This window comes from Campylobacter sp. FOBRC14, assembly GCF_000287855.1.
Taxonomy (GTDB): Bacteria; Campylobacterota; Campylobacteria; order Campylobacterales; family Campylobacteraceae; genus Campylobacter_A; species Campylobacter_A curvus.
In genome coordinates, this window is the sequence record NZ_ALJJ01000016.1 from 48,209 (window position 1) to 74,728 (window position 26,520).

Here is a 26,520-nt window from a genome sequence, read left to right on the forward strand (position 1 = left end):
CACCTCTATTTCGCAGATTTGGAGTGTGCTTCTATGACTTTGAGCACCTCTTGATAAAATACGCTTGCATCAAATTTAGTAAGATATGCCGCACCGCCGGCCTCTTTGCTCTTCATCTCGCTAAATTCGTTACTTAGCGACGAGTTAAAGACGATCGGGATATCTTTGAACCTCTCATCGTCTTTAACGTTTGCGGCAAAGCGATATCCGTCCATTTGCGGCATCTCGATATCGCTTAGTATGACGCGAAGCTCTTGCGAGATATTTTCGCCAAATCTTTGATAAAGCTCATCCAAGCGCTCCAAGCCCTCGACTCCGTTTTTAGCCTCGACTACGGTCAGCCCCATCTTTTCAAGCGCGTCTTTTACGAGCTTTCTAGCTGTTGAGCTGTCATCTAGCACGAGCGCTATGCCTTTTATCTTTTTGTCCTCGTCTATCTCGACATCGATCTTTGGAGAGTAAATTCCAAGCTCCTCGACGATGCTCTCAAGATCGAGTATCAGCAGCACTTCGTCGTTTTCTATACGAGTGACGCCTGTTATCTTGCCTTTATCGAGTGCGCCGGCTCCGGCTGCGAAATTTGCAGGCTCGATATCGCCCCAGTTGATCCTGCGGATCCTTTTTGCCTCGTGCACGATAAAGCCGATCAAAATTCCGCTGAATTCCGCGATTATCACGCGAGGTTTTATCACGACGCCCTCGGTAGGCTCGGTTATATTCATCCATCTAGCCAGGTTTATAACCGGTATCACGACTCCGCGCAGATCGAAGATCCCCTCGATATACTCCGGAACGCCCGGAAGCTCAGTGAGATTTGGCATCTTGATGATCTCGCGCACCTTTGCGACATTGACACCGTATATTCCCTCATATACTTTGTTATCAGTCTTTTTAAAGATACGAAAATCGACAAGTTCCATCTCGTTTGAGCCCGTTTTCAATACGCTGTCTCCAAACATCAATGTCCTTTCAAACTCTTTCGAGCAAATTGAATTTTTTCATTGGCGTATTCTACTACAAAAAAACTTCGGTCGCATGCAAAAGCAGGTAAATTTATATAAAATTTATTGTTAATGTTAAAAATTTTGCCTTGGTGATAGTGTCCTTCTATCACGATACGAGCCTCGTAATGGCGCATCTTTGGCGCTATGAAGCCCGAAAAATTTGAAATTTCATAGTCAAGCTTTTTAAATTTAAGCTTGGTTAAAATAGCATTTGAAATTTTAAATTTACATATCCTATCGATGAAATTCATGATTTTCAAAAACCATCTTAGCCTCAAAAACAGCAGCGCATATTTGGTTATGGGCGGCAAAAAGATATCTCCATGCGCGATAGCGACGCTATTTTCATCTTGTGTCTTGAAATTTGCCGGCTGCTTTTGGATAGGGAAAATTTCCACGTTTTTAAAGATAGGTGCGAGGCCAAAGTCGTGATTGCCCTCGATGTAAAACACCTGGATCTTTTGCGCGATCTTATTTATAAGCGCGATATGCTCGGCGTAAATTTTGACCGTATTGTCCGCATAGCCGCAAAGAAAGTCAAACATATCGCCCATCAAAAAAAGCTGCGAAGCGATGATGCACCCCTCATCGACCGCGCGCAAAAACTCTAAAAAGCCGTCCCGCCCTGCACCTAAATTTTCATGAGCGTCCGCGATGAATACCGCGCCCTCTTTTATGCAATGCTCGCTTTGTGAATTTTGCTTTTTTGCGTCCAAATACGCCCCTAACAAAACTGGCTGATCATAGGAAGCGCCAAATTTTCATCAAGCCCGCACATCAAATTCGCATTTGCGATCGCTTGCGAGCTGGCGCCTCTTAGTAGATTATCGATGGCTGAATTTATGAAAATTTTGCCCTCGTGAGCAAAGGCTGTGATATCGCAAAAATGCGTTCCCGCCACGTTTTTTATCTGCACGGCTTCGTCTCTTACGCGGATAAATCGCTCATTTTTGTAAAATTCTCTCAGCACCTCAAGCGGCTTGATGTCTTTAACGAGCCTTGCATACGCGCTTACTAGCATGCCTCTAGTGATAGGCAAGAGATGTGGCACGAAAAGCGTGCTGATATCGCTTCCAGCGGCGTTTGAGAGATGAAATTTTATCTCGTCGGCGTGCCTGTGGTTTATCGGATTATAAGCGTTCGCGTTTTCATTGACGCTCACAAAATGGCTGCTCGCGCTTAGTTTTTTACCGGCTCCGCTCACGCCGCTTTTTGCGTCTATCACGACGCCAAAATCAAGATCTATGAATTTTAAAAACGGCAACACCGCCAGTATCGAAGCGGTCGGGTAGCAGCCCGGGTTTGCGACCAGGTTTGCGCCCTTTATACGCTCGCGGTTTAGCTCCACCAGCCCGTAAACGGCGCGGGCTAAATTCTGCACGTCCAAATGCTCGCAGTAGTTTTTCTCGTAAAGCTCGCGGCTAAGACGATAATCCGCCGATAAATCGACTACCTTCACGCCAAGGCTCAAAAGCTGCTTGGCGTATCTCATCGCCTCTTGATGAGGCAGGGCTAAAAACACCACCTCGCAGCGCTTGGCGGCCTCTTTTGCGTCGGCTCTATGCACGTCAAGGTCCAAAACGCCCCTTAACGACGGGAAAATTTCATCTATTTTAGCTTCGCTGCTGGCAGCTAGATAGCTCATCTTGAAATTTGGATGGGCTAAAAGCAGCCTGATAAGCTCAAAGCCCGTATAGCCGCTGACTCCGATTATACCGACGTTGATAGCTCGCATCTTAGTCTCCGAAATTTATAGGCTTGTAGCAAACTTCCACGACCTCTACATCGCTCCTGCCGTTTGGTAAATTTAGCGCGACCTCATCACCCTCGGCCTTGCCTAAAAGCTGTCTGGCAAGGGGCGAATTTATCGAGATCAGCCCGCGATCAAGGTTGCTTTCAGAGATGCCTACGATCGTGTAAGTATGCTCTATCTCGGTCTCTACGTCCATTATCGTCACGCTCGAGCCAAAGCGCACGCGATCATGCTCGTAGCTGCTTGGGTCGATGACTTCGGCATTTGCTAGCAGGGTGCTAAGCTCGGCTATACGCGTATCTATGAAGGCTTGTTTTTCTTTTGCCGCGTGATACTCGGCGTTTTCTTTCAGATCGCCGTGGCTTCTGGCGATATCTATCTCTATCACGATCTGCGGGCGCTGCACCTGGCGCAGGTCCTTTAGCTCGGCTTCTATCTTTTCATATCCGTAAATCGTCATCGGTTCGTTCATTTTTCACTCCAAATTTTGATTTTTTAAAATTTTGACCACGTTTTTGGCACTGCCATGGCCTAGATACGCCCTCAGCTCCTCGCAGCCGATTAAAAATTTCGCCCTGTCGCAACGCTCATAGGCACTCAGTAAATTCCGTGCGGTCGCGTCCTCTTGGATAAATTCCTCGTGCAAGGCGGGCTTTTGCATAAAGTCAAACATGATGTTGGCAAGCCCGGCATGCTTTACCTTTACAAATCTCCTCGCGATAAAAACGTCGATAGCCTTGGCTTTATAGGCCAAAACAAAAGGTGTGCCGATAAGCGCGGCCTCAAGCGTGGCCGTCCCAGAGCAGATAAAAGCAAAGTCGCTTTCAATAAGCGCGCTTGGTGTATCGCTAACGACCTCGAACTCGCTCACGTCGCCATAAAGCTCGTCTATCTTTCCTAGCAAAAAAGGCGGCACGACGAGTAGCTTTTTAGCGTCGATATCTCTTGCCAGCTCTTTGTAAATAGGCATCAGCCGCGTGATCTCGGACTTTCTTGAGCCGGGCAAAAACGCGACCTTGCCGCTTCGCTCAAGCGCCGTTTTTCTCACCTTTATCTCATCAAGCAGCGGATGCCCCACGTATGTTGCGCGGTCGTAAAATTTCGCATCAAACGGCAAGATCGAAGCCAAATGATCGCAATACCTCTGCACGACCGCTACGCGTTTAGGCTTCCACGCCCAAACCTGCGGCAAGATGTAGTATGTGATCGGCGTTTTTATGCAGGCTTCCTTTATCGCGCGCGCTAGAGGCAGGTTAAAGGCTGGGCTGTCTATCAGCAGCACCGCATCGACCTCTTTGGCAAACTCTTTCATTTGCTTCATCGCGCGTTTGGCTTTAAAGATGAGAGGCAAAATCTCGACAAAGCCCATCGCCGAAAACTCGCTGCTTTTCATATATGGCGAGCCTAAATTTTCGCTGAAGATACCGACTAGCTCGTAAGGCTCGTCGAAATTTGCAAGTATCTCTTTGAGGTGTAAATTTGCCGAGGGCTCAAGGGCGCAAACTAAAATTTTTCTCATCAAAGATCCTCGCTTGAGCTCACCTTGACGCCCATTTGAGCGAGTATATCGAGCAGATCCTCTTGTTTTAGCTCGCCCTCGTGGATGGTGTAAAGATGCTTTGAGGGGTCGTTTTTAGCGTAGATCTTTTGTAAATTTAAAGAACGCTCCAAAATTTCACTAGGCTCAAACGCCGAGCCGTCGGCATTTATAAAAATTTGCGTAGGGATAAATTTGACGGGTAAATTTTTTGCCAGCCCCGGTCTCTTGCCGATGTCAGCAAAATGCAGTATCGCCTTGCCCTGAAGCGCTTTGTTCAGTCGCTCTAAAGTGGGTCTCATCTTTACGCAATACTCGCAATCATCAGCGCCAAAGTCCAAGATAGCGGGCATTTTTTTGGATTTTATGTATTTCATATCCACGCTCGTGATATCAAGCGGGATAGCGTTTCTATCGTAGTTCATCGTGCTTTTCTCGCCGCCACAGCCACAAAAAACGACCGCACAAAAAAGCAAAATTTTAAAAATTTTAAACATAAAGCTCTCCGTTATATTTCACGAGATTATACGCAAATTTTCTTTAAATTCTAAAGGCTCTTTTATAATAAATCATTGACACTCGCTTCGTAAACCCTGCTCGCTCCACAAGGCACCGAACATATAGCACGATTTTTTACTTCGTGCTTTGCACTCGCAACTGCAAGCAGAACGCGTTCAGCCTATGGCTTCTCTGAAAATCGGCGGTGATAGCGTCGCTTCACAAGATTTGACTTCGCTTCGAACGCTGAAAATCAATGAAATATTGTAGCAGAAGCATTCTAAAAATCAGCTCTAGCTACGTTTTTGCTTTGTTTTACCCAGACCTAACAAAAGCTGTGCTAAAATCCCCAAAAATTTAAAGGCGGAATTTGAAAGAAATTTTAATCACAAACGACGATGGCTTCGAGGCTAAGGGGCTTCACGAGCTTGCCGATGCACTAAGGCAGATCCCTGACGTAAACGTGACGATAGTCGCTCCAAGCTCCGAAAAATCAGCCTGCGCTCACTCTCTCACACTCACAAAGCCACTTCGCTTCATCAAGATCGACGACAACTTTTTCAAGCTTGACGACGCTACGCCCAGCGACTGCGTCTATCTGGCACTCCACGCACTCTATCAAAAAAAGCCCGATCTCGTGATCTCGGGCATAAATCACGGCGCAAATTTAGGCGAGGACATCACCTATTCGGGCACTTGCGGAGCGGCGATGGAGGGCGTTTTACAGGGCATAAAGAGCATCGCTTTCTCGCAATTTTATAAAAACAACTCCATCGAAGAGCTTGGCTTTTCTTTAGCTTGCCAGATCGTGAAATTTATCGTTCCGCGCGTACTGGAGGGTGAAATTTGCCTGCCGCAAAGGCAGTTTTTAAACGTCAATATCCCGGCCGTGGCGGCCAGAGACTTCAAAGGATACAAGGTAGCGCCTGCCGGTCGTCGCTGCTACGCCACTCACGCGACGCTAAATCGCAACCCGCGCGGAGTCGAGTATTACTGGCTGGGCAACGCCGCACTTGACTACGAAGAGGGGCAGATAAGCGACATCAGCGTGATAAACGACGGCTTTGCCAGCCTCACGCCTATACAGCTTGACATGACGGCGCATGCGAGCCTGGAAAATTTAAAAAAGAGCTTTCAATGAACGAGACTATCGATAGATACACACGCGTGCGCTGGCTATTTGGCGATGAAAATTTTGACAGACTAAAACGCGCAAAGGTGCTAGTTTGCGGTGTAGGCGGCGTGGGCGGTATGTGCCTGGATGCGCTTGCTAGAAGCGGCGTGGGCGAGATAACGGCGATCGATAAAGACGTATTTGACATAACAAATCAAAATCGTCAAATTTATAGCGAGGCCGTAGGTGCGGTCAAGGTCGGCGAATTTGCAAAAAGATATGAGTGCGTGCGTGCCGTAAAAGAGCTGATGACGCCTGAATTCATAGCAAAATTCAGCTTTGATGAATTTGACGTAATCATCGATGCGATCGATGATATGAGTGCAAAGATCGCGCTGGCAAACGCCGTAGATACGTCAAAATTCATAGCCTCGATGGGCGGGGCTAAGAGGATCGATCCTGCCAAGATCAAGGTCGCTAGCGTGTGGAAGACCTCGGTCGATCCGCTCGCCAGGAAATACCGCTACGAGCTTAAAAGATCGGGCTTTAAGGGGGATTTTGAGGTGGTATTTTCGACCGAAATGCCGCTTTGTAAGCCGCTTGGCAGCTTCATGGGCGTGACTGCGTGCTTCGGGCTAAATTTAGCCAGCCTTGCGGTGAGGAAAATTTTAAATTTGGCTTGAGACCGGCCCAAGCCAAACTAAATTTAGATATTCTCCCCTGCGACCATGCCAAACACCATACAATCAGCCATACTCATCGTGCCAAGCCTGCTAGCTCCGTGCACGCCGCCGGTGATCTCGCCCGCCGCGTAAAGCCCCGCGATCGGCTCTTGCGTAGTTGCCGAGATGACCTGCGCCTTGGTGTTTATCTCCACGCCGCCCATGCAGTATAGAATTTTTGGCGTGCTTAGGCTGGCGTAAAACGGCGGTTTTGAAACATCGATGCCCTGCACGTCATCTTTTTTAAGCGGCTTGCCAAATTCCGGATCTTTGCCCGCTTTTACGTATTCGTTGAAGTCCTTGACGGTCTTTAAAAACGGCTCGACCGGGATGTTGTAGGCTTTGGCGAGCTCTTCGAGCGTGTCAAATTTCTTTATCGAGCCCGCCTCTACGCCTTTTGAGGTATAGGCGGGGCTGTTTATATCGACTGCGGCTTGATCGCAGATGTTTACGGGATAGTTGTCGTTTTTCTCGCTTTCTGCCATTACTTTAAATATCGCGTCGCATTTGATCTTGCGCCCTGCGTGCTCGTTCATGAAGCGCTTGCCTGTTTTCGCATCGACGCTTAGTCCATAGTCGTTGCTGCAGTGGTTCGTAAAGAGTGCCGATGTACCAAAGCCCTTTTCTGTCGGGTTGGTGTAGGGATTTAGCTGTATCCAGCTAAGCTGCAAGGGATTTGCACCAAGCTTCATAGCGGCTATGAGCGCTCCTGCGGTGGCTCCGGGCTGGCTCACGGTGTCGATGTTTGTCTTTAGATAAGGCACTTGCTGCGCGCGAAACCACTTATCCGAGCTGTATCCGCCGGCGGCTAAAATGACGCCCTTTTTCGCACCGAAGCGCTTTACATCGCCGCTTTTGTTTTCCTTATCGTCACTTGCCGCGTTATTTTCGAATTTATAGTTTTCCCTCGCGACAATGCCTACGACACGGCCGCTGTCATCCACGATGAAATCGTCAAATTTCGTTCGCTTTTTCACGGTCGCGTTCGCGTTTTCTTCTATCAGCTTGTGCATCGGCTGGATGTAGCCCGAGCCGCTGGAGTTTTTGGCCTGCACGGCGCGCTTTAGCGAGTGACCGCTGGAGGAGATCACCTTGCCCGAAAATTCGACGCCGATACTTTTTAGGTATTCAAAAGCGTCGTTGGCGCGCTCATAAATCACGCCCAGCAAATCGACATGGTTTAAATTTAGCCCGTCTTTTAGGCAGTCGGCGATGAAGACCTCTTTGCTATCCTTTATGCCTGCGGCTTTTTGAAATTCGCTGTTTGGCACGCACATATTTCCAGCGTTGATGACGGAATTTCCGCCTGCACGCCCCATTTTCTCGACCATCAGCACTTTTAAGCCGCGCTTTAAAGCCTGAAGCGTCGCCATCGAACCTGCAAAGCCCGAGCCTATGACGATGACATCGTATTCTTCGTCGAATTTCACGTCCTTTGCACTCTGCATCGCTCCGGCCTGCACGCTGCCAAGTGCTAGCGCACCGGCACCTACGAGGCTCATCTTTAGCACATCACGCCTTGAAACATCGCTTCGTTTCATAATCCGCTCCTTATGAGAAAATTTGTATCAAATTTAAAGCTAAGTCTAGCACTCAAATGTTAAAAACGGTTTAAATTTATCGCGTATAAAAAAGACAAAAAGCTTTCGCGTATCGAGAAAGAATTTTTAGATATCGCCCTGCAAAAGGGATGATCAGTATGTTTTATTGTTTGGACGGTTAATTATCAAGAGGCGATTTACGCCTCTTGTTATATATTTTCTCCAGCTATCATACCAAAGGCTAGGCAGCTTAGCGTGCCGATATTTCCGAGTCTGCTAAGTCCCCAAACTCCACCTGTGACTTCACCAGCTGCATAAAGACCATCTATAGGTTTATTATCAAAACCTAGAACTTGAGCTTTTTCATTGATCGTTAGCCCGCCCATCGTGCTGTGAAGCTTAGGAGTGCCGCGCATAGCGTAAAATGGCGGCTTGGTTATCGTAATACCTTTTGTTATCTCTATTGGTTTTTTAAAGTCATCATCTTTGCCGCTTTTTACAAAACTATTATACCTCTCAACCTCATTCAAAAATGGCTGAACTTCAATCTTATAATTTTTCGCCAAAGCTTCAAGCGTATCGAATTTCTTTACGATACCACTTTGCATAGTTCTTTCTAAAACGCCATCTTTTAGCATAGCTGCACCATCACTATCCATTATGTGTATAGGATAATTTTCATCGCTACCTATCACATTAAACATCGCTTCGCTAACGATCCTTCTTGAGGCAAGCTCATTTACATATCGCTTGCCCGTTTTTGCATTTACCGACATACCATAAGTAAAGCAACCCGAAGCAAACGGGCTTCCTATGCCATTACCTTTTTCATCGGGACATTTTACATGGCTATATAAAATTTGACCTACCAAAATCGGCATAGCTCCCAACTTAAACCCTTCTATCATCGCTCCTGCGCTAGATCCCGGGTGATTTGTGCTATCGGTAGTCGGCACTATCGCAGGATTTTGAACTTGCCTAAAAATTTTATCATTTGAAAATCCACCACTTGCTAGGATAACACCGTTTTTTACTTTTATAAATTTCTTGTCTCCTTCTAAATTTTGCGTATCGTCGTGGAAAAGTTTGGCATCGAATTTATAATTTTCTCTTATGGCTACGCCTATGATCTTGCCACTTTCATCGATAATAAATTTATCAAATTTAGTTCTGGTTCTTATCTGTGCGTTTGGCATATCTTTTATGACATTTGCAAAAGGCTGTATGATACCAGAACCACTTTCATTTTCGGTATGATACGACCTTGCCACACTATGTCCTCCCGCAAAATAAAGCTTATCCGAAAATTTAGCTCCATTTTCTACGGCAAATTTAAAAGTATCCATATCTCTATCGACTAAAACGTTTACAAGAGAGGGATGGTTTACCTTGCCGGCACTTAAAATATCTTTCACGAATAGCTCTTTACTATCTTTAATCCCATCACGTTTTTGAAGATCGTTATTATGCACAGCGATTTGGCCACCATTTATTACAGAGTTGCCACCGACTCGCCCCATTTTTTCGACCACTAATACGTTTTTACCTCTCTTAGCGGCCGATATTGCCGCAGCAAGCCCTGCAAAACCGGAGCCAACAATAACAACGTCGAATTCTTCATCAAATTTGACGTCTTTTTGATTTAATGCCGCTTGTGTATCTAGCCCGCTTAATGCAAGCATACCCGCACCAGCCACACTCATTTTGACGAAATTTCTCCTAGAGATACTTGACATGACTACTCCTTTAAGATATAAAAAGATAAATTTACATGGATAATAATTCAAATTTTACTTTATGTCAAATGCGAATTTATCATATCTTGATAGCTTTTTAGCTATGATGCACGAAAGGATAAAAAATGAATTTTAAACAAATGCAAATAGTGATAAAAGTAGCCGAGGAAAAGAGCTTTACAAAGGCTGCAAGAAAGCTTAAAATTTCTCAGCCGACACTTAGCAAAAGCATTTTAAGTTTAGAAAAGCAGCTTGGTGTGACATTATTTAATCGTTCACAGTCTCCTATAAGCCTTACCGATGCAGGAGAGATGTATTATAAAAAAACGAAATCCATACTTGAAATTTATAACGATTTGATGACTCAATTAAATAAATATTCCAATATAAAAACGATAAATAGCATCAATATAGGCATTTCTCAGTTCGCTTACGCTCTAATGTCGGATATTTTGCCCAAAATTTATAAAAAATTTCTAAGTGCAAATATCAAAATAAAACAAGTAAATTCGACATTAGAAGTCAAAAAGATGTTACTTGATGGCGATATCGATATCGGATTTTTAGTTTTGCCGACAAATTTAGACGGACTTAAATATAAGGCTATAAAAGAGCAAAACATGGTTTTGGCGATGTCTAAATCACACCCGCTCGTACAAAATTTCAAAACTTTAATAGATAAAAACAAGAAAATTTCTATAACGAATTTAAGAAACGAAAAATTTATAATACCAAATCAGGTACATAAAACCTGTCCAACATATAATGAAATTTTTAAGAATTTTGACTTTTTACCAAATATTTTTTGCGAGAGTGACACGCTAGACATTACAAGCGACATGATAGCCTCAAATATCGGCATATCTTTCATGTTACCTCAATCAATAAAAGAAAGCAGAAAAGCCGACATAATTACTTTTGATATCGATGAACCACTGCTTAAAAGAACGCTCGTACTGGCGTATAAAAAAGACAAAAAGCTTTCGCGTATCGAGAAAGAATTTTTAGATATCGCCCTGCAAAAGGGGTGATCAGCGTATATTGAGGCTACCAGCCGGTGTATCTATACTAGGCTCGCTATCGTCGTTAAATGGTGGTCCTTTAGTCAGCAAAGTCGTGATCTCGGAGGCAGTTTTAGGATCCATTTTTGCCATTACGGTCGAAATTTTCTTTGGCTCTAGCGCATACATTATGCTAGCAGCCTGTGCACGGCTCATCTGCGAGAGCACGTCCGCGGCGGCTTGATCTTTCATTTTAGAGTAGGACTCATTGACTTTATCGGTCGTCATCGTGCGAAGCTGGGTCAAAATTTTATCGTTTTTAGCCACTTGATCGTCTATCTCTTTACGCTTTTGCTCCAGCGTTTTCATGGTCGCGTTTATGTCGGCTTCTTTTTGAGCGAGCTTTTTTAGCCCCTCTTCGTAGGCTGCTTGCGCGCTGGCACGAAACGCTTCTAGTGCTTGGCGCTGCTCATCGATGACTTCGAGCTCTTTTAAAATTTCATCTTTCCTTGCTTCAAAAATTTGCGTGCAATCAACCGGAACATCATATGCAAAAGCAAAATTTAAAACGAGCAAAAATGCAAGCACTCTACGCATCTACGGCCTTATCTTTAGTGGCGAATTTTATGATCGCAAACTCATCAAGCGCCAAGGACTCGGCTCTTTCGATACGCTTTATCTCACGCTTAAAGTCCTCTTTTTCCAGATATTTCATCTTTTCATACTCTAAATTCGCGTTTTTATACTGGTGCTCGAAGTGAGCCACCTCTTTTTTGGCAAGCTCGAGCTGCTCTTTATATGAAGCAAGCTCATCTCGCATGATCTTTAAAAGCTCCAAATCCCCTTTTAGATCGTTTGCATTGCCGCTTTTTGGCAGATCAAACTCATCTAGCTTGCCTCGAACCGCCTTGAGGCTAGCCTCCAGCCTTCGCACATTTAGGCGAGCCGCGACGAGTCTCACTTCGATCTTGTCCATCATCTGCTTTTTGACGCGGACGACACTGGAAAATTTGCTCTTCATCTAATGATGGTATCACTTCTTTCAGGGCTTGTCGATATCAGTCCCACCTTTACGCCCGTTAGCTCTTCGATGCGCTCTATGTAGCGTTTGGCATTTTTTGGCAGGTCGTCATACCTTGTCACGCCTTTGACACTATCCCAGCCCTCGAGATCCTCGTAGATCGGAGTGACGTTTTCAAGATCGGTCGGGACGTAGTCTATCGTCTCGCCGTTGTATTGATAGGCTTTGCAAATTTTAACCACCTCAAAGCCGTCTAGCACGTCAAGCTTCATTAGCGCGTATTTATCGACCGCATCGAGTCTTGAGGCGTATTTTACGCTGACTGCGTCAAACCAGCCGCATCTCCTGCGCCTACCTGTCGTAGTGCCAAATTCTTTACCGACCTCACACATTTTATCTCCGTCGCTACCCTTATCCTCGGTAGGGAACGGCCCAAAACCCACGCGAGTCGTATAGGCTTTGATGACACCGATGACTTCGCCCATCTCTTTTGGGTTTAGTCCAAGCCCGGTGCAAGCGCCGGCACTTATGGTATTTGAGCTGGTGACGTATGGATATGTGCCGTGATCGATGTCAAGCAACGTGCCTTGAGCGCCTTCTAGCAGCACTTTCTTACCATCGTCAAGCGCCTTCCAAACAAGTCTTGTGGTGTTCGTGATATAAGGAGCCAGCGCCTCTTTATATCGCTTTAGCTCCTCTAAAAGCTCGTCACGTTTTGGAATTTTCACTCCAAGTGCGTTAAATAGGCTTTTGTTCATCTCAAAGTCGCTCATCAAGGCCTCGCAAAGCCTCTCTGGCTCGAGCAGTTCGCCCACTCTATGACCGCTGCGACTTATTTTATCCGCATACGTAGGCCCTATGCCTTTGCCCGTAGTTCCGATGGCTTTATCGCCTTTTAGACGCTCTTTGGCCTGATCTATCAAGCCGTGATGAGTCAAATTCAAATGCGCCCTGTCGCTTATATAAAATCTGCCCTCAAGATGGTCAAACTGCGCCATCTCGTCTATCAAAACATCAGGACTGACGACGACGCCGTTACCGATGACGTTTACGATATTTTTGTGTAAAATTCCGCTTGGTATGAGGTGCATAGCATATCTCACGCCATCGACCCATATCGTATGACCCGCGTTATGACCGCCTTGCGAACGACAGATCATATCGTAGTTAAGCCCCAGCATATCGACTATCTTGCCCTTGCCTTCATCGCCCCATTGAACGCCTACTACTAAATCCGCTTTCCTCATCTTGTATCCTTAGATTAATTTGATTGTTCTATCAACGCATCGGTATAAACCGCAAAGCCACTGCTTGAAATGCCGTCTATCTCATAGTTTCCGCCGCCTGCCAATATGGCGTTGGCGCTTAAAAATCTAAAAAATAGCTTATCGTAATATCTCATTTTCGAGTAATATAGCGGAACTATTCTTAAATTTTTATATTTCAGCGAATTTGCAAGCTCTTTTAAACTTTCAAGCGGCGCTTTCAACTCACCGGGCACGAGAGGTATCATCTCGCTAAGCTCGCCAGGGGTCTTTAGCAGTGCCAAACGACTAAGCCAAGCGACATCTTGGGCTAAAATTTGCTCTATCTGCCCCTTTTCAAAAATTTCGATCGGCAAATTTAAAATTTTACACACCGCACGCGGGATCTCTATATTGCTAAGCTGCAAAAACGCTTCAAATTTCAGCTCCTCCAGTAGCTGCGCGACGATCTTTACGCTCTTTGAAACGTCGCTTTCACCGATCAGCTCGGCTCCGATCTGATAGATCTCCGAGCTTGGATAGCGGAAAACCGGCTGGATGTAAAACCATCTTTTATTGATATCTCCTTTTAGCCTTCTTAGCACGATACGCACGACATCGACAGTGCTGTCCGCGCGCAGGCTTATTTGGTGATTTGCACTGTCGCTAAAGCGTAGCAGCTGCGTGGCATTGACGCTAAGGTGCTGATGATACGAGAAAAACGGCGTAACTATCTCGCTAAAGCCCTCATTTTCTAAAATTTCGCTTGCCTTTTGCTCGATGCACCTTTTTAGCTTCGCGCTTTTGCCAAAATAAAGCCGACTGCCCACTGGTATCTCATGCTCATAAACGTTTAAATTTTGTATATTTTCACTCATTCATATCCTTTAAAATTTCATCACACATCGCGTTTGCTTCGTTTGCTAGCCTAAGCGCCTCGTCTTTGTTTTGAGCGCTTAAAGCCCGCTTTAACAAAGTGCAAATTTGCTCGTATGGATTTTGACTTCGTATCTTTTTGGCTATCTCGTCTTTTATGTCCTCGTTTAAATTTTCCTCGTTTTGCAGCCACGAGACGATCTCAAGAGCGCACTCTTTTAGCTCTACGCACTCTTTTAGTCGCTCAAACTGCGCATCATCGATATGACGCTTTAGATCTAGCCCGCTGATGCCCTTAAATTCATACCTTAGCGCCTCGTCCAGTCTAAGTGGCTTTGTGAAAAAGTTACCCTGAAAGCACTCAAACCCAAATCCGCATAAAATTTCAAGCGTCTTTTTATCCTCGATATTCTTGATCGTCGCCTTAAGGCCAAAAACATCCGAGATCTGCTTTATCATGCGTAGCGTCATTATCGAAGCCTTAGAGTCAAAGGCCTGACGCGAGAGCTGTTTATCGACCTTAAAGCGCTCGACTTTGAGCAAACCAAGAGCCTCAAAAGAGCTTGAATGCGACGCAAAGTCATCAAGCACGAAGCGCACGCCAAAGCGCTTGTATCTTTGTAGCGCCTTTTGAGCCGGCTGCAGGTCTTTTACAGCGTTAGCATCGACTATATCGATGACTAGCTCGCTGAAATTCAGCCTCTTGTCGGCATTTGCCAACTCTTTAAATTTTACGAAAAATTCATCCGAACAAAGCTGCTCGATGTTTAAATTCACGCAAGCTTTGGCATCTTTGCCGTTTTTGCTCCATAAAATTTGCGCTTCAAGCGCCTTTTTGATAGAAAAAAGCGCGATATCGTCGATGATGTATTGCTTTTTGATAAGCGGCAAAAAATCGTCCGGATAGATGACGCGCCCCTCGCTTTGCCACCTGATAAGCGCCTCGTAGCTTAAAATTTTGCCCGTTTTGATATCGATCTCGGGCTGATATTCGAGGAAAATTTCATCATCTCTAAGCGCTTTTAGTATCTTTGAGGCCTCTTCGTATTGGTTTTTGAAATTCCTGTCTTTGCTCGCGTCAAACACATAGTATCTGTTTTTCCCACCAAGCTTTGCTTGATACATCGCCCAGTCTGCCTGCTCGAGCAGATTTTCGGCACTTGTTTGCGCTAAGCTCGCCATACTGACGCCTATGCTCGCACTGATTTGAAGCTTCACGTTTTCATACCAGACCTCGCTTGAGGCGATGCGTAGCATATTTTGCACGATCTCATAAACTTCGCCCGCGTTTTTATAGACGATGATGGCCACAAACTCGTCTCCACCGATACGCGCAAACATATCTCTCTCGTCAAAGAGCCTATCGATGCCGCTTGAAATTTCAGTCAAAAATTTATCTCCGGCCTGATGACCGTATGTGTCGTTTATACCCTTAAATCCGTCCATATCAAGATAGGCGATCGCGATATGCCTATCGTTTTTAGCCAGCATATCTTCAAGCTTGCGCGTGAATAAAATTCTATTTGGCAGTCTGGTGAGCGGATCGTGATAGGCGATGTATTCGAGGTAGTCTTGATTTGACTCGATATCGTTTATATTTGAGACCAGCAAAACGTAGCAAAAAAGCCCTCCTTGCACGTCATTTAGCGGTGCTAGGCGCGCCAGCTCGAATCTATTCTCGCCGTTTTTGTTTTTATTTAAAATTTTACTCTGCCAAAAGCCGCCTTTGGCCGCCTTCGTCATATCCTGCGTGAGGCCGCTTAGACCGGGCTTTATGAAAGCTACGTCTTTGGCTAAAATTTCATCTCGCTCGTAACCGCACATCTGACAAAACGCGTCGTTCGCGTCTATGATCTTAAGATCGGCGCTTAAAGTAGCCACGCCCTCTTTGGCGTAAGAAAACAGCTTACAAAGCAGATCTTGATAGATGATGGCTTGATTTTGCTGGGTCAAATTTTTAAACGCGCCTTTGATGAGACACGCTTCGCCGTTTTCGTCAAATTCTAAAGCCCGCGCCCTCACGCCGATATAAACTGCGCTTTTATCCTTAGCGTGAAATTTCAACTCGCCAAAATAGACGCTCTCATCAAACCTCATGCCTTCAAAAAGCTGCTCGAAACTCGCGTAGCTACCTGCCAGCAAGGCCTTAAAACGCTTGAAATCAAGCACTCCAAGCTCGTTCGCGTCGTTAAAGCCCAGCATCTTTGCAAATCCATCGTCTACCTGCATGACACCGCTTGTTTTACTCCATGAAAAGACGACTGCTTCGCTCGCCCAGAGTATGTTTTTAAAGCTTTTTTGATCGGCGTCGTATCTTTCTTGAAGCCTCGCAAGATCGCTTAGATCGCTAAAAGAATAGACGATCTTGTCAAATTTGTTCTCCTCGTTTAGGATAAATTTCACATAAACCTTAAAAGGCGTCTTTTGGCCGCCTCTGCCGGTCATTTTTACGATGAAATCAAGCGTCTCTTTGCTACCATCTCCCATCACGAAGAGCTTTTTGGCGACCTCTATGGCATTTATAAATTCATTGAGATTCTCGCCACAAACAAGCGCTCTTAGATCGATAGGTGCGTCATCTTTTATGCCAAATACCAAATTTGCGTTATTTGTGCTTTGAGTGATGATGAAAGGCTCGTCTTTTTGGGCGATCATAATGACGCTAGGAGAGACGAACATATAGTTTTTGATGATCTCGTCGTTCCTGCTCGCGTTTTGCTCGTCAGTGATGTCTTTGGCAACGACGAAATTTAGCCTTTGTCCCTTTAGCTCTATAGGTGAGTCCATAACGCTTATGTCTCTTATCTGTCCGTTTTTGAACACGGCTTTTAGCTTAAAAGGCTTGCCCTTTTCGATAGCCTCTCTTCTATAATAGACCATATCGCTAAAACTAGAATACACGAGGTCTTTTATGTTTAAATTTAGCATCTGTTCGCGCGTGTAGCCGGTCGCTTTTAGCAGGTTGCTGCTGACATCGACTATATCGCCCGTGTATGCGTCGTAGACCAGGATATTTAAAGAGCCCTGCTCGAACACATAGCCAAACCTGCTTTTGTAGCTCTCAAGGGCTAAATTCGCCTCGTCTATCTTTTCATAAAGCGCTTCTACGCTCTTGTTTATCTCCTCAAGCTCGCTTACGGCAAATTTAGCATCTGCCTTTTTGCTCCGATCCCTTAAAAACTCCAGTATGTCTTGCAGCGGAGCCGATATATTTTTTTTAGTAAATGCCGTGTCCTTGATCCAAAGCAGCACAAAAGCCGCGAAACAAAATATCGATACGGCCAAAAGCAGGCATTGAGCTAAAATTTCATTATTTTTAGTAGAGCCGGTGATGACGAAAATTTCATAATCTTTCATATAATCGATCACTTCAAGGCTCATATCCGTTGGCGAAAATATCGTCTTACTCTCGCCAAATTCATCTCCTAGGCTAAGATATTTTATGTATTTGCTTCGCTTGAAAAATCTGCTGAATTCATCGCTTAAGAGGTTGCCGTTTTTATCACACAAAAAGGCGATATCGCTGCTTTGGCTGATGGCGTTGCTTATGCTGACGCTCAAAAGCTTTAAATTTAGCTCCACGATCAATCTTTTGCCCTGGCTCAACCTAAAAGCCGCATATACCGCCTCGGCTCGTCCGCCCTTATACGCGCGGCTAGAAACCACGAAAGGCCTTTTAGCAAGCGCATCGAGCCAAGGAAGATCGAAATTTTTAAGCTCGTGAGCGCCTGTAAATTCGCGCGAGTAGCGCAGAGTAGAGTTCGCGTCTACGATATAAACCGCATTATATAGCTCGCTCAAGCTATCATCGCTCATGGCTGCTTCTTCGCTCAAAAGGCCGCTATCTATCTTTTGAGCCCTTACGTAAAGGTCGTTTTGGATGATGTCTAAATTTCGCCTGATAGAGCTTTGGATGTTTGAATTTAGAGTGCTCACCTCGTATCTGACGTCGCTTTTTGCAGCACTATATATAAACGATGCAAGGGCTAAAAAGGCGAGTAAAGCGAGTAAATTTTTAGCGTGAAAATTTTTGATTATCCAAGAGCTAGGTCTGCTTTTTTTATTTTGTAGCATAGACTCCGAAACCTTGTTGTTAAACTTAAGCTTTAAGCGAGGATTTTAGCGAAATTTTGCTTGTTTTAGCTTATAGGGGTTTTTAAGGCTTTAAATTTATGAGATTTTGACCGAGTTTGCGCTCATTTACGGTGCCGACTACGCTGGTCATCTCGTATCCTGCCTCTTTTAGGCGTTTTAGTGCATTTTTGGCGTCATTTGCATCTACGGCTAGAAGCAGACCGCCCGAGGTTTGCGCGTCAAATAGCAGTATATCGGCGTCATTTGCATCCATGTTTAAAAATTTGGCGCAAAATTCGCGATTTTTGTAGCTCCCCTCAGGTAGCAGCCCTATTGCAGCGACTTCACGTGCACTGGCTAAAATAGGTACATCACGAGTAAAAATTTCAAAGCTTATATCATCTCGTCCCATCTCGCTAAGATGTCCTAAAAAGCCAAACCCGGTGACATCGGTCGCGGCATTTACTCTTATGCCTTCCATCGCGCCCACGGCATAAAAATTTAGTTGAGACATATATCTGGCAGCCTCTTTTATCTGCTCTAAATTTAGCATATCGGCCTTTATCGCGGTGCTTAAAGCTCCCATGCCAAGCGGCTTTGTAAGAATGAGCGTATCACCTACCTTAGAGGTATAATTAGCCCAAAATTTCTTAGGATGTACTCGGCCCGTGACGCTAAGTCCGTAGTACATCTCGGGCGTAGCGATACTGTGGCCGCCGACGATGACGCCACCGCACTCGCGCACTTTACTAAGCCCGCCTTGCATGATCTGGCTTAAAATTTCACTATCAAGGTTGCAACTGTCAAAGCCCACGATATTTAGCGCGTTTATGACCTGTGCGCCCATCGCAAAGACATCGCTAAGCGAGTTTGCCGCGGCGATCTGCCCGTAAAGATACGGATCGTCCACGACCGGGGTGATGAAGTCAAGCGTTTGCACGAGCGCGAGATCATCAGTCAGTTTAAAAACGCTCGCATCTTCGTTGGTATCGGTCCTAGTAAGTAGAGCCGGGTGCGATAAATTCAGTCCGCCAATGCTTTTGTGTAGACCCGCCGGGTCAAGTTTGGCAGCTCAACCCGCAGCGCGGACGAATTTTGTCAGCTTTTTGTTCGTATAGATCACAACTTTATCTCGTCATATTTGCTTAAGATTTCAGCCACTTCATAAGCGTTCGTCATCTCGCCAATGCTTAGTTTATCGACAAGCCCGTAAGCCTCCAAGCAGCTACCGCAGGAAAATATCTTGACCCCAAGGCTTTCAAGATCGCGAAGTGGTTTGAAGCCAGGATGAGATCTGTCGGTAGTCATTTTGACGGCCGTATTCACGCAGACTACGGCGTAAGGTTTGTTGTCGATCTGAGCAAATCCGCCTAAAAATTTTGATAGTAGCACCTCGCCTACGGCTCCGCTGCCGGCGCGATCCTCGTTTAGATATATGACCTTTTTAACGTTTTTACCAATCGGCTCGCAGACATATTCGCTAGCGTCGATCTGTTCGTTTATTTCGCCACTTTTAATAGCCTTGATGACGTATTCGCCGCCGCCAAGCTCTTTTCGTTTGAAATTTTGCCCTTGTGAGGTTAGGAATTTCGAGACGTTTTCAAAAGAAGCCACGGAATTTAGTAAAATTTCAAGCTCTTCGCCCTCTTTTAATCCGCCAATCGCATTTTTGGTTTTGATGACAGGCTCGGGGCAAGCCAAATTTCTGCAGTCTAGTTGCATATTTTTCCTTTATGTTTTCGTTTTTCAAACCTTGAAACTTGCCGTGATTATATCCAAAAAAATTTTAAATTTTGCTCTTTTTTGGCGCTAGTAATGGCGCTAAATGATGAAAATTTAGCGGCTTTGACTAGTCGTTTTATTTGTTTGTTTTGGCTTTTTGCTTATCCAAAAACAGCTCCTTAAAGCGCTTATTTGCATACTCTTCGATATCACGCTGAAGCTGTTTATAAGCGTTTATGAGCTCATAGGCGCGAGGATTTAGCGTAGTGCCGGCGTCCTCTTTGCCTCCTCGCTTCGTGTTTACCAGCTCTTCGTCTAAATTTTGAGCCAAAATTTTTAGATGCGTCCAGCATTTTTTGTAGTTCATGCCCAAAATTTCAGCTGCTTTGGCTATGGAGCCAACTTGCGCTATGACTTCAAGCACCTGCGTTTTGCCCTTTCCAAACAGCAGCTCCCCTTCGCTGTTTTCTATCCAGGTCTTCGTCTTTACTATCATTTTCTCCCCTTTGTCCGAAAATAAAAGGCACACGACAATCTAGAGCGAATTTTACGCCATTTTTTATAAATTTTAGCTCTTTTGCACGAAAATATCGATATTTTATCATGACAGCTTCGCAAATTTCACTCGCTTCAGGAGTGATCGATATCTAGAAAATAAGCAGCATTCGAGCAAAGCAGTATCTGTGACAAGGATGAAGCTATCTTGTAAATCGTCGCTTCTAGAGTTTGAACTACGCGATTAAGATAGTAAAAATTTTTAAATAAAAGCGATAAAAAAGAAAGGCTTCGCCCGTATAGACGAAGCCTGGAATTTAGCTTAGTTTGTTATAGACTTTTTCGTAGTCTGATACCGGGATCTTGTTTTTAGCTATAAGCTCTTGATACCAGTAGTGATGAAGTACATAAACCTCTTCTTCTTCCTTGTAGCCGTTGATCATCGACCAAATAGCCCCATGGATCGCGATAGCCGCCATGTAGATATGCACCAGGAAAAAGACCGCGCACACGATACCAAGCACATTATGGATCAAAACGCTCCAGCGAAGGATATTTATCTGCGCCGTTCCAACCCAAGTAGAAACGTTTGGCGTCGAAAAATCAAGAAAATACATTGCTGCACCGGTTGCTATCATGACTAGGCCACCAGGTATCGCTACCCAGTACCACGCCTTTTGTCCGGCGTTAAATTTACCTGCCGGCACAGGGCGCTTTTTCTTTGAAAGATAGCCGCCTACGATCAGCATCCATCTGATGTCGTATATAGCCGGCAGCATCCTTCTAGTCCAAAGAAGTAGCATCGGGCTGATAGAGATCGCAAACAAAACCGTAGCAAAAACGTGTAAATTTTGCATAGTGTCAACAAAAGTTCCACCGCCAAATGTGCTGCCCCACATCATTATGATACCAGTCGGCACGAGCACTATCCACGAGATCGCAGCCATACCGTGAGCGATCCTTTCTATCATGCTAAAGGCATAAACCTTTTTGCCGTCGTGGCTGAAGTGCTTTGGTCCGATTATCAAAAAATGCAAGGTAAATGCACAAATAACCGCCAAAATAAGCATTACAACGCCATAAGCGAAGTAGTCGTTCCCCTGAATAAAAGTAAAAATCGGCCCAAGCCCGTCTTCATAAGGCTTGATATTCTCGATCCTCGCCGCCGCCCAGACATTGCTGTCGTACTGGTTAGTTCCCGTTGGCATTTCGTGGGCAAAAAGGCTCATCATACAGGAGATAAAAGCAAAAAATACTCTCATACTCTGTCCTTTGTAAATAGCGATCTTTCAAGTCGGAGATTATTTAATGTCTTTGCATTACATGATCTTGCGCTGACCGAACTCGACAAATCTTGCGTATTATATCAGATGTTACCACAAGTAAATCTTTAGTAAAAAATGTTACTTTATAAATTTAATTTAAACCTAATTTCGCCTCTTGTATTCGTCGTAGCCAAATTTTCTTAAAATTTCGATCTCTCCGTTTTCCTTCAAAAGTAGCAGGTCAGGCAGTTTTATACCGTTAAAAGTCGTGTTTTTTACGATCGTGTAGTGTATCTGATCCTCAAAGATGACCTTGTCGCCGATCTTTAGAGGCTCGTTAAATTTATAGTCTGCATTTCCGGCATCTTGCCCTACGATATCGCCTGCAAGGCAGGTATTTCCGCCAAATCGGTAGCTAAATTTACCGCTCCTACTTTCGCCACGCATCGCCGGACGATATGGCATCAAGATCGTATCTGGCATATGCGCTTCGGCCGAGGTGTCAAGGATCGCGATATTTTTCTCGTTTTCCACGATGTCAAGCACGCTAGCTATCAAAAATCCGGTCTGCCAGCCTACCGCTTCGCCAGGCTCCAAATAAACCTCTACGCCGTATCTCTCGCGGAAATTTTTTATCAAATTTATCAAAAGCTGCACGTTATAATCGGCCCTTGTGATGTGATGTCCGCCGCCAAAATTTACCCATTTCATCTTTGAAATTTCAGAGCCGAATTTCTCCTCAAAGCTCATCAGCACGGTCTCCAGACTCTCCGCACTCTCCTCGCAAAGTGCGTGAAAATGCAGCCCCTCGATACCATCAAGACTGTCGAATTTGTCTAAATTCGCCCTCGTGATGCCAAGACGGCTAAATCTCGCGCAAGGATTATACGCGTCTGTCGGCGAGGCCGAGCTTTCGGGATTTATGCGAAGCCCACACGAAATGCCGCTAGCAAGGGCTTTGTCTTTAAATTTACGCCATTGATTTAGTGAGTTGAAGACTATGTGCTTTGAAAGGCTCAAAATTTCATCTATCTCCTCGTCCTTAAATGCCGGCGAATAGGTGTGTATCTCGCCTTTTATGAAATCCTTTGCAAATTTCGCCTCGTATAGCCCGCTAGCCGTCGCTCCGTCGAGATAACGACTGATCATATCCATCACGCCGCTTAGCGCAAAGCCCTTGAGGGCGACTAAAATTTTAGCCCCGCTCTCGTCTTTGACGTGCTTTAAAAGCTCTAAATTTGCGCGAAGTCTAGCCTCCTCGCAAACGTAAGCCGGGGTTTTGATGTCATTTAAAATTTCGTTCATTATCCACTTTCTCTCATAAAAATAGAAAATAAGTATATCTAAATTTTTTTTTAAGTAAAATCAAGAAAAATTTTTAATAATGAGGGTAAATTTATGGTCGAAGTCGAGTTTTTAGGACCGATAAAATTTGAAAATATCAAGCTTGAGGCGTCAAATTTAGGCGAGCTAAAAGATGCACTCAAAGGCTTTAATGAGCTTGATCTCAAAGAGTGGCTGCAAATCTGTGCCGTAGCCGTGAATGACGAGATCGTGACATCGCTTGAGACGCCGTTAAAAGACGGGGATAAAATTTCGATATTGCCGCCGGTTTGCGGAGGCTGAAATGGAAATTTACGAAGGAAGCCTCGATGTAAAAGCGATCACAAACCGCTGGTACGACGAATTTAAAGATAAAAACTGCGGCGCGCTCATCACTTTTGTGGGTATCGTGCGCGAAGAGGACGGCATCAGCGCACTTAGCTTTGACATCTATGAGCCTATTTTAGAGAAGTGGCTAAAAGGCTGGGAGCAAAAGGCGGCGGCGCAAGGCGCGTGGGTGCTCTTTGCTCACTCAAAGGGCGATGTGGCAGTGCATACGAGCTCCTATGTCGCAGGGGTCGTGAGCCCGCAGCGAAAGGTCGCACTCGCGCTCATAAACGACTTTGTCGAGGACTTCAAAGCAAACGCGCCCATCTGGAAATACGACGTCGTGGGCGGCGAGCGAATTTACGCCAAAGAGCGCAGTCATATTATAAAAGGAGCCGGGATCTTAGCCTAAAATAGCAAAGCTAAGCCCGCCAAGCTGGCTTAAAATTTAATGGCTCTGTTATAATAAATCATTGACACTTGCTTTGCTTCTGCTTTGCAGTTGCGAACGAAGTGAAGCAAAAACCTTGCTCACTCCGCAAGACGCCAAACATGTAGCACGATTTTTTGCTTCGTTGCACTCGCAACTGTAAGCAGACCGCGGTCAGCTATCGCTTCCCTGTCCTCGTAGCGAAGTCTCGTTACGAGTACGTAGCACGAAGTAAAAATCGGCGGCGATAGCGTCGCTTCACAAGGTTTTTACAGGGATGCTGTTCGCATTCTCCTGCTTTGAAAGATGAAAATCAATGAAATATTGTAACAGAAGCCTTTATATAAAATAACATATTCATAAATTTTAAATTATCAAGATGACACAAATTTATCATTTTTCATCATTTCAAAATTTTTAAAAACGAAGCTTCAATCGCCTTTTTAAGCTATTTTACCATCTAGTGTAAATTTAAAGTTAATTTTTTATTGAAATTTAATTTGGGAATAATATAATTCCGTCAATAATCATTATTAAAATCAAAGGAGGAAATATGAAATACAAATTATCCTTAGCACTGTCGATTTGCCTGATGTCAAATTTCGCTTTAGCTACCGATGATGTAAATTTAAGCGAGGTAACGACTTACGGCAACCTCTCTACGACGGAAGGCACTGGCTCATACACCACGGGTAATATGAGCACCGCAACGGGACTAAATTTAAGCATCCGCGAGACACCGCAATCTGTGAGCGTCGTGTCAAATCAGGTAATAAAAGATTTGAATTTAAACAGCGTAGATAGCGCATTATCCTATGCACCAGGAATAACAGTCAGAAATGATACTGGAAGACTTAGAATAAATTCTCGTGGATTTGATGTAGATAATATCCAAGAAGACGGCATAGCTTCGTCCGTTTCATCTTCAGTCCAAGGGCCTCTTGGCTTTTCAAAAGAATTCACCGATCTTGAATTTTATGATCGAGTCGAGGTTTTACGTGGTGCAGCGGGACTCACACAAAGTAATGGCGAACCTGGCGGAACGGTAAATCTAGTCCGTAAACGCCCTAGTAGCGAGCTTGGAATAAATGCGAGCTTAAGCGCTGGTAGCTGGGACAACTATCGAAGCACATTTGATATCACAAACGCGTTAAATGAGAGCGGTAGCATAAGAGGACGTTTGATAGGAGTTTTAAGCAAAAATGGAACTTATAAAAATTATGATGACGGTTGGCGCGGTGCATTGGGTGGAATTTTCGAATTTGACTTGACTGATGCGACACTTCTAACAACAGGATTGATATGGCAAAAAACAAAAGAAGTTTACGACATTTACGGTGTTCCTGCTATAGACAGTAACGGCAACTATCTAAATTTAAGCCGCAAAAGCTACTTCGGGGCAAACTGGAACAATAGCATTTATGAAAAATATAACGCTTTTGCCGAAATTTCACATAATTTTAATGATGATTTCAAAGCCTATGCAAAACTAAACTATACAAAAAGCGATGGCATGATAAAATTTGGCTCAATGGGGGGAGTCTCTCCATATAATGGTACTACTTCGCACGACATTCGCTTTAGGAAATACGACAATAGCTCTGATGAAGTAAATTTAAAGTTAGGTCTTGACGGTAAATACGAGCTTTTTGGCAGGAAACATGACTTTTTCATAAACGGGCAGATGTCAAGAGAAGTATTTGAGGAGCAGGACAAATGGTCTCCTGATACCTCTTTGACAGCGTTAGGGCTTGGAATTTATAATTGGAACTCATCTATAATACCACAACCTGATTGGGACTCATCAAATACAAGCGTAGTAAGCTTTAATAAAAAATTTACAAATACGATTTATCAGCAAGCTTTCGCACTAGGGACGAGATACAATTTCACTGACGATTGGCATTTGCTAGTAGGCGGGCGATTTTCACGCGTAAAGTATGACAAATTCAATGAAAACTATATAGCTAATACAAGATCGAATAACACGATTATAACAAAGTCAAAATTTACACCTTATGCAGGCTTGACATGGGACTTTACGAAAAATCACTCATGGTATGTAAGCTATGCTGAAATTTTTAAACCACAAAGTGCGACAGATAAAAATAAAAATGTCCTTGATCCAGTCGTAGGCTACAATATAGAAACCGGTCTAAAATCAGAATATTTTGATGGGGCTTTAAATACAGCTATTGCACTATTTCAAGTAATTCAAGAGAATAGAGCTATGACCGATCCGACAGATTCAAGTGCTTCGATAGCCGAGGGCAAAGTGCGAAGCCGTGGTATCGATGTTGAAATTTCAGGAGCGATAACCGACAGATGGAATATATTCTCAGGCTATACATATAACAAAAGTATCTACATGAAAAGCGAGAAAGAAAACTCAACGACAGTAGATTACAGCAGAGGTGCAGATGCCAAAAAATATATCCCAAGGCATCTATTTAAAATTTATACAAGCTATGAGTTACCTATAAATAATACTCAAAAGATTAGCTTTGGAACAGGAGTAAGATTTCAAAGTAAAACTAGTGGGATATATGTAAAAAATAATTTGTCATCAGGCGCTACGATAGGATATTACGTACCTGAGCAAAAAGCTTATGCTCTTTGGGACGCAAATATAAACTATACAATAAATAAAAATTTCAGCGTAGCCTTAGCAGTCAAAAATATCACTGACAAGAAGTATTTCGTAAATACCCACAATAGAACTGCTGGTATGAACAACTTCTACGGCGATCCGCGAAATTTCATGCTTACTCTTAACTACACTTACTAAAATTTTAGCTTTGGGGTTGTAAAATCCCAAAGCTAAATTCAGGGTCAAA

General features: G+C 44.3%; 23 protein-coding genes and 1 pseudogene. 6 read left to right on the plus strand and 18 right to left on the minus strand.

What is annotated here, in order from left to right:
- Positions 1–5: 5 nt before the first annotated feature.
- From HMPREF1139_RS07575 to HMPREF1139_RS07600, 6 genes are read right to left on the minus strand one after another with little or no spacing between them, the layout of a single operon-like run.
- Positions 6–959 carry a chemotaxis protein gene (locus tag HMPREF1139_RS07575; protein ID WP_009650808.1) on the minus strand — a complete coding sequence of 318 codons (954 nt, stop codon included), beginning with the start codon at positions 957–959 and terminating at the stop codon, positions 6–8.
- Positions 959–1,720, minus strand: a complete 762-nt coding sequence (locus tag HMPREF1139_RS07580; protein ID WP_009650958.1) for a UDP-2,3-diacylglucosamine diphosphatase — start codon at positions 1,718–1,720, stop codon at positions 959–961. Before HMPREF1139_RS07580 ends, HMPREF1139_RS07575 begins: the two co-directional genes overlap by 1 nt.
- Before the next feature lie 8 nt (positions 1,721–1,728).
- Positions 1,729–2,739: an N-acetyl-gamma-glutamyl-phosphate reductase gene (gene argC, locus HMPREF1139_RS07585; RefSeq protein WP_009650927.1), complete on the minus strand. Its 1,011-nt coding sequence runs from the start codon at positions 2,737–2,739 to the stop codon at positions 1,729–1,731.
- Between the two features lies 1 nt (position 2,740).
- Positions 2,741–3,229 (minus strand): transcription elongation factor GreA, encoded by a 489-nt coding sequence (greA, locus tag HMPREF1139_RS07590; protein WP_009650940.1) that lies wholly within the window; start codon positions 3,227–3,229, stop codon positions 2,741–2,743.
- A 3-nt stretch (positions 3,230–3,232) separates the two neighbouring features.
- Positions 3,233–4,276 (minus strand): lipid-A-disaccharide synthase, encoded by a 1,044-nt coding sequence (gene lpxB, locus HMPREF1139_RS07595; RefSeq protein WP_009650905.1) that lies wholly within the window; start codon positions 4,274–4,276, stop codon positions 3,233–3,235.
- On the minus strand, positions 4,276–4,791 hold the full coding sequence (locus HMPREF1139_RS07600; protein ID WP_009650777.1) for a thioredoxin family protein: 516 nt from the start codon (positions 4,789–4,791) through the stop codon (positions 4,276–4,278). Before HMPREF1139_RS07600 ends, lpxB begins: the two co-directional genes overlap by 1 nt.
- Positions 4,792–5,162: 371 nt before the next feature.
- Between HMPREF1139_RS07600 and surE the strand changes: the two genes are divergently transcribed.
- Both surE and HMPREF1139_RS07610 read left to right on the plus strand, forming a co-directional pair.
- Positions 5,163–5,933: a 5'/3'-nucleotidase SurE gene (gene surE / locus HMPREF1139_RS07605; RefSeq protein ID WP_009650911.1), complete on the plus strand. Its 771-nt coding sequence runs from the start codon at positions 5,163–5,165 to the stop codon at positions 5,931–5,933.
- Positions 5,930–6,589: a tRNA threonylcarbamoyladenosine dehydratase gene (locus HMPREF1139_RS07610; protein ID WP_009650788.1), complete on the plus strand. Its 660-nt coding sequence runs from the start codon at positions 5,930–5,932 to the stop codon at positions 6,587–6,589. The genes surE and HMPREF1139_RS07610 overlap by 4 nt, the downstream gene beginning before the upstream one ends.
- Before the next feature lie 23 nt (positions 6,590–6,612).
- Here HMPREF1139_RS07610 and HMPREF1139_RS07615 read toward each other — a convergent pair whose 3' ends face one another.
- Both HMPREF1139_RS07615 and HMPREF1139_RS07620 read right to left on the minus strand, forming a co-directional pair.
- On the minus strand, positions 6,613–8,169 hold the full coding sequence (locus tag HMPREF1139_RS07615; RefSeq protein ID WP_009650884.1) for a flavocytochrome c: 1,557 nt from the start codon (positions 8,167–8,169) through the stop codon (positions 6,613–6,615).
- 209 nt (positions 8,170–8,378) lie between these two features.
- The gene (locus HMPREF1139_RS07620; protein ID WP_009650854.1) at positions 8,379–9,905 is read right to left on the minus strand and encodes a flavocytochrome c; all 1,527 of its coding nucleotides are present in this window, start codon (positions 9,903–9,905) and stop codon (positions 8,379–8,381) included.
- Positions 9,906–10,030: 125 nt separating this feature from the next.
- Between HMPREF1139_RS07620 and HMPREF1139_RS07625 the strand changes: the two genes are divergently transcribed.
- Positions 10,031–10,936, plus strand: a complete 906-nt coding sequence (locus HMPREF1139_RS07625) for a LysR family transcriptional regulator (protein WP_009650901.1) — start codon at positions 10,031–10,033, stop codon at positions 10,934–10,936.
- Here HMPREF1139_RS07625 and HMPREF1139_RS07630 read toward each other — a convergent pair whose 3' ends face one another.
- From HMPREF1139_RS07630 to nspC, 10 genes and pseudogenes are all read right to left on the minus strand, one after another.
- Positions 10,937–11,503, minus strand: a complete 567-nt coding sequence (locus HMPREF1139_RS07630) for a MotE family protein (protein ID WP_009650858.1) — start codon at positions 11,501–11,503, stop codon at positions 10,937–10,939. It lies immediately after the preceding gene.
- Positions 11,496–11,927 (minus strand): flagellar export protein FliJ, encoded by a 432-nt coding sequence (locus HMPREF1139_RS07635; protein ID WP_009650832.1) that lies wholly within the window; start codon positions 11,925–11,927, stop codon positions 11,496–11,498. The genes HMPREF1139_RS07630 and HMPREF1139_RS07635 overlap by 8 nt, the downstream gene beginning before the upstream one ends.
- A complete protein-coding gene (locus HMPREF1139_RS07640) occupies positions 11,924–13,174 on the minus strand; it encodes an adenylosuccinate synthase (RefSeq protein ID WP_009650792.1) in 1,251 nt (416 codons plus the stop codon). Before HMPREF1139_RS07640 ends, HMPREF1139_RS07635 begins: the two co-directional genes overlap by 4 nt.
- Before the next feature lie 14 nt (positions 13,175–13,188).
- Positions 13,189–14,049, minus strand: coding sequence for an ATP phosphoribosyltransferase regulatory subunit (locus tag HMPREF1139_RS07645; protein WP_009650913.1), 861 nt, complete (start codon positions 14,047–14,049; stop codon positions 13,189–13,191).
- Positions 14,042–18,121, minus strand: coding sequence for an EAL domain-containing protein (locus tag HMPREF1139_RS07650; protein WP_009650959.1), 4,080 nt, complete (start codon positions 18,119–18,121; stop codon positions 14,042–14,044). The genes HMPREF1139_RS07645 and HMPREF1139_RS07650 overlap by 8 nt, the downstream gene beginning before the upstream one ends.
- Before the next feature lie 82 nt (positions 18,122–18,203).
- Entirely contained in the window at positions 18,204–19,244 is a 1,041-nt protein-coding gene (gene selD, locus HMPREF1139_RS07655; protein ID WP_083236304.1) for a selenide, water dikinase SelD, read from the minus strand.
- Entirely contained in the window at positions 19,241–19,843 is a 603-nt protein-coding gene (yedF, locus tag HMPREF1139_RS07660; protein WP_009650912.1) for a sulfurtransferase-like selenium metabolism protein YedF, read from the minus strand. Before yedF ends, selD begins: the two co-directional genes overlap by 4 nt.
- 136 nt (positions 19,844–19,979) lie before the next feature.
- Positions 19,980–20,351 (minus strand): annotated as a pseudogene (locus HMPREF1139_RS07665) (winged helix-turn-helix domain-containing protein); the annotation flags it as partial.
- Positions 20,352–20,655: 304 nt separating this feature from the next.
- On the minus strand, positions 20,656–21,600 hold the full coding sequence (locus HMPREF1139_RS07670) for a formate dehydrogenase subunit gamma (protein ID WP_009650828.1): 945 nt from the start codon (positions 21,598–21,600) through the stop codon (positions 20,656–20,658).
- Positions 21,601–21,765: 165 nt separating this feature from the next.
- Complete coding sequence (gene nspC, locus HMPREF1139_RS07675) at positions 21,766–22,908, minus strand: carboxynorspermidine decarboxylase (RefSeq protein ID WP_009650968.1); 1,143 nt, start codon at positions 22,906–22,908, stop codon at positions 21,766–21,768.
- A 93-nt stretch (positions 22,909–23,001) separates the two neighbouring features.
- Here nspC and HMPREF1139_RS07680 point away from each other — a divergent pair, with 93 nt between their 5' ends.
- The 3 genes from HMPREF1139_RS07680 (at position 23,002) to HMPREF1139_RS07690 (ending at position 26,471) form a co-directional block, all read left to right on the plus strand.
- Positions 23,002–23,229: a MoaD/ThiS family protein gene (locus HMPREF1139_RS07680; protein ID WP_009650916.1), complete on the plus strand. Its 228-nt coding sequence runs from the start codon at positions 23,002–23,004 to the stop codon at positions 23,227–23,229.
- A 1-nt stretch (position 23,230) separates the two neighbouring features.
- Positions 23,231–23,665 carry a molybdopterin synthase catalytic subunit gene (locus tag HMPREF1139_RS07685; protein ID WP_009650965.1) on the plus strand — a complete coding sequence of 145 codons (435 nt, stop codon included), beginning with the start codon at positions 23,231–23,233 and terminating at the stop codon, positions 23,663–23,665.
- A 571-nt stretch (positions 23,666–24,236) separates the two neighbouring features.
- On the plus strand, positions 24,237–26,471 hold the full coding sequence (locus HMPREF1139_RS07690) for a TonB-dependent siderophore receptor (protein WP_009650892.1): 2,235 nt from the start codon (positions 24,237–24,239) through the stop codon (positions 26,469–26,471).
- Positions 26,472–26,520 lie beyond the last annotated feature (49 nt).

What these genes read in the sequence shown, in the direction of transcription:
- HMPREF1139_RS07690 (WP_009650892.1), top strand. Translation starts at nt 24,237, where the DNA reads ATGAAATACAAATTATCCTTAGCACTGTCGATTTGCCTGATGTCAAAT.
- HMPREF1139_RS07680 (WP_009650916.1), top strand. Translation starts at nt 23,002, where the DNA reads ATGGTCGAAGTCGAGTTTTTAGGACCGATAAAATTTGAAAATATCAAG.
- HMPREF1139_RS07630 (WP_009650858.1), bottom strand. Translation starts at nt 11,503, where the DNA reads ATGCGTAGAGTGCTTGCATTTTTGCTCGTTTTAAATTTTGCTTTTGCA.
- HMPREF1139_RS07575 (WP_009650808.1), bottom strand. Translation starts at nt 959, where the DNA reads ATGTTTGGAGACAGCGTATTGAAAACGGGCTCAAACGAGATGGAACTT.
- HMPREF1139_RS07610 (WP_009650788.1), top strand. Translation starts at nt 5,930, where the DNA reads ATGAACGAGACTATCGATAGATACACACGCGTGCGCTGGCTATTTGGC.
- HMPREF1139_RS07650 (WP_009650959.1), bottom strand. Translation starts at nt 18,121, where the DNA reads ATGCTACAAAATAAAAAAAGCAGACCTAGCTCTTGGATAATCAAAAAT.
- lpxB (WP_009650905.1), bottom strand. Translation starts at nt 4,276, where the DNA reads ATGAGAAAAATTTTAGTTTGCGCCCTTGAGCCCTCGGCAAATTTACAC.
- HMPREF1139_RS07620 (WP_009650854.1), bottom strand. Translation starts at nt 9,905, where the DNA reads ATGTCAAGTATCTCTAGGAGAAATTTCGTCAAAATGAGTGTGGCTGGT.
- argC (WP_009650927.1), bottom strand. Translation starts at nt 2,739, where the DNA reads ATGCGAGCTATCAACGTCGGTATAATCGGAGTCAGCGGCTATACGGGC.
- greA (WP_009650940.1), bottom strand. Translation starts at nt 3,229, where the DNA reads ATGAACGAACCGATGACGATTTACGGATATGAAAAGATAGAAGCCGAG.
- HMPREF1139_RS07640 (WP_009650792.1), bottom strand. Translation starts at nt 13,174, where the DNA reads ATGAGGAAAGCGGATTTAGTAGTAGGCGTTCAATGGGGCGATGAAGGC.
- HMPREF1139_RS07600 (WP_009650777.1), bottom strand. Translation starts at nt 4,791, where the DNA reads ATGTTTAAAATTTTTAAAATTTTGCTTTTTTGTGCGGTCGTTTTTTGT.
- HMPREF1139_RS07615 (WP_009650884.1), bottom strand. Translation starts at nt 8,169, where the DNA reads ATGAAACGAAGCGATGTTTCAAGGCGTGATGTGCTAAAGATGAGCCTC.
- yedF (WP_009650912.1), bottom strand. Translation starts at nt 19,843, where the DNA reads ATGCAACTAGACTGCAGAAATTTGGCTTGCCCCGAGCCTGTCATCAAA.
- HMPREF1139_RS07635 (WP_009650832.1), bottom strand. Translation starts at nt 11,927, where the DNA reads ATGAAGAGCAAATTTTCCAGTGTCGTCCGCGTCAAAAAGCAGATGATG.
- HMPREF1139_RS07645 (WP_009650913.1), bottom strand. Translation starts at nt 14,049, where the DNA reads ATGAGTGAAAATATACAAAATTTAAACGTTTATGAGCATGAGATACCA.
- HMPREF1139_RS07625 (WP_009650901.1), top strand. Translation starts at nt 10,031, where the DNA reads ATGAATTTTAAACAAATGCAAATAGTGATAAAAGTAGCCGAGGAAAAG.
- HMPREF1139_RS07685 (WP_009650965.1), top strand. Translation starts at nt 23,231, where the DNA reads ATGGAAATTTACGAAGGAAGCCTCGATGTAAAAGCGATCACAAACCGC.
- HMPREF1139_RS07670 (WP_009650828.1), bottom strand. Translation starts at nt 21,600, where the DNA reads ATGAGAGTATTTTTTGCTTTTATCTCCTGTATGATGAGCCTTTTTGCC.
- nspC (WP_009650968.1), bottom strand. Translation starts at nt 22,908, where the DNA reads ATGAACGAAATTTTAAATGACATCAAAACCCCGGCTTACGTTTGCGAG.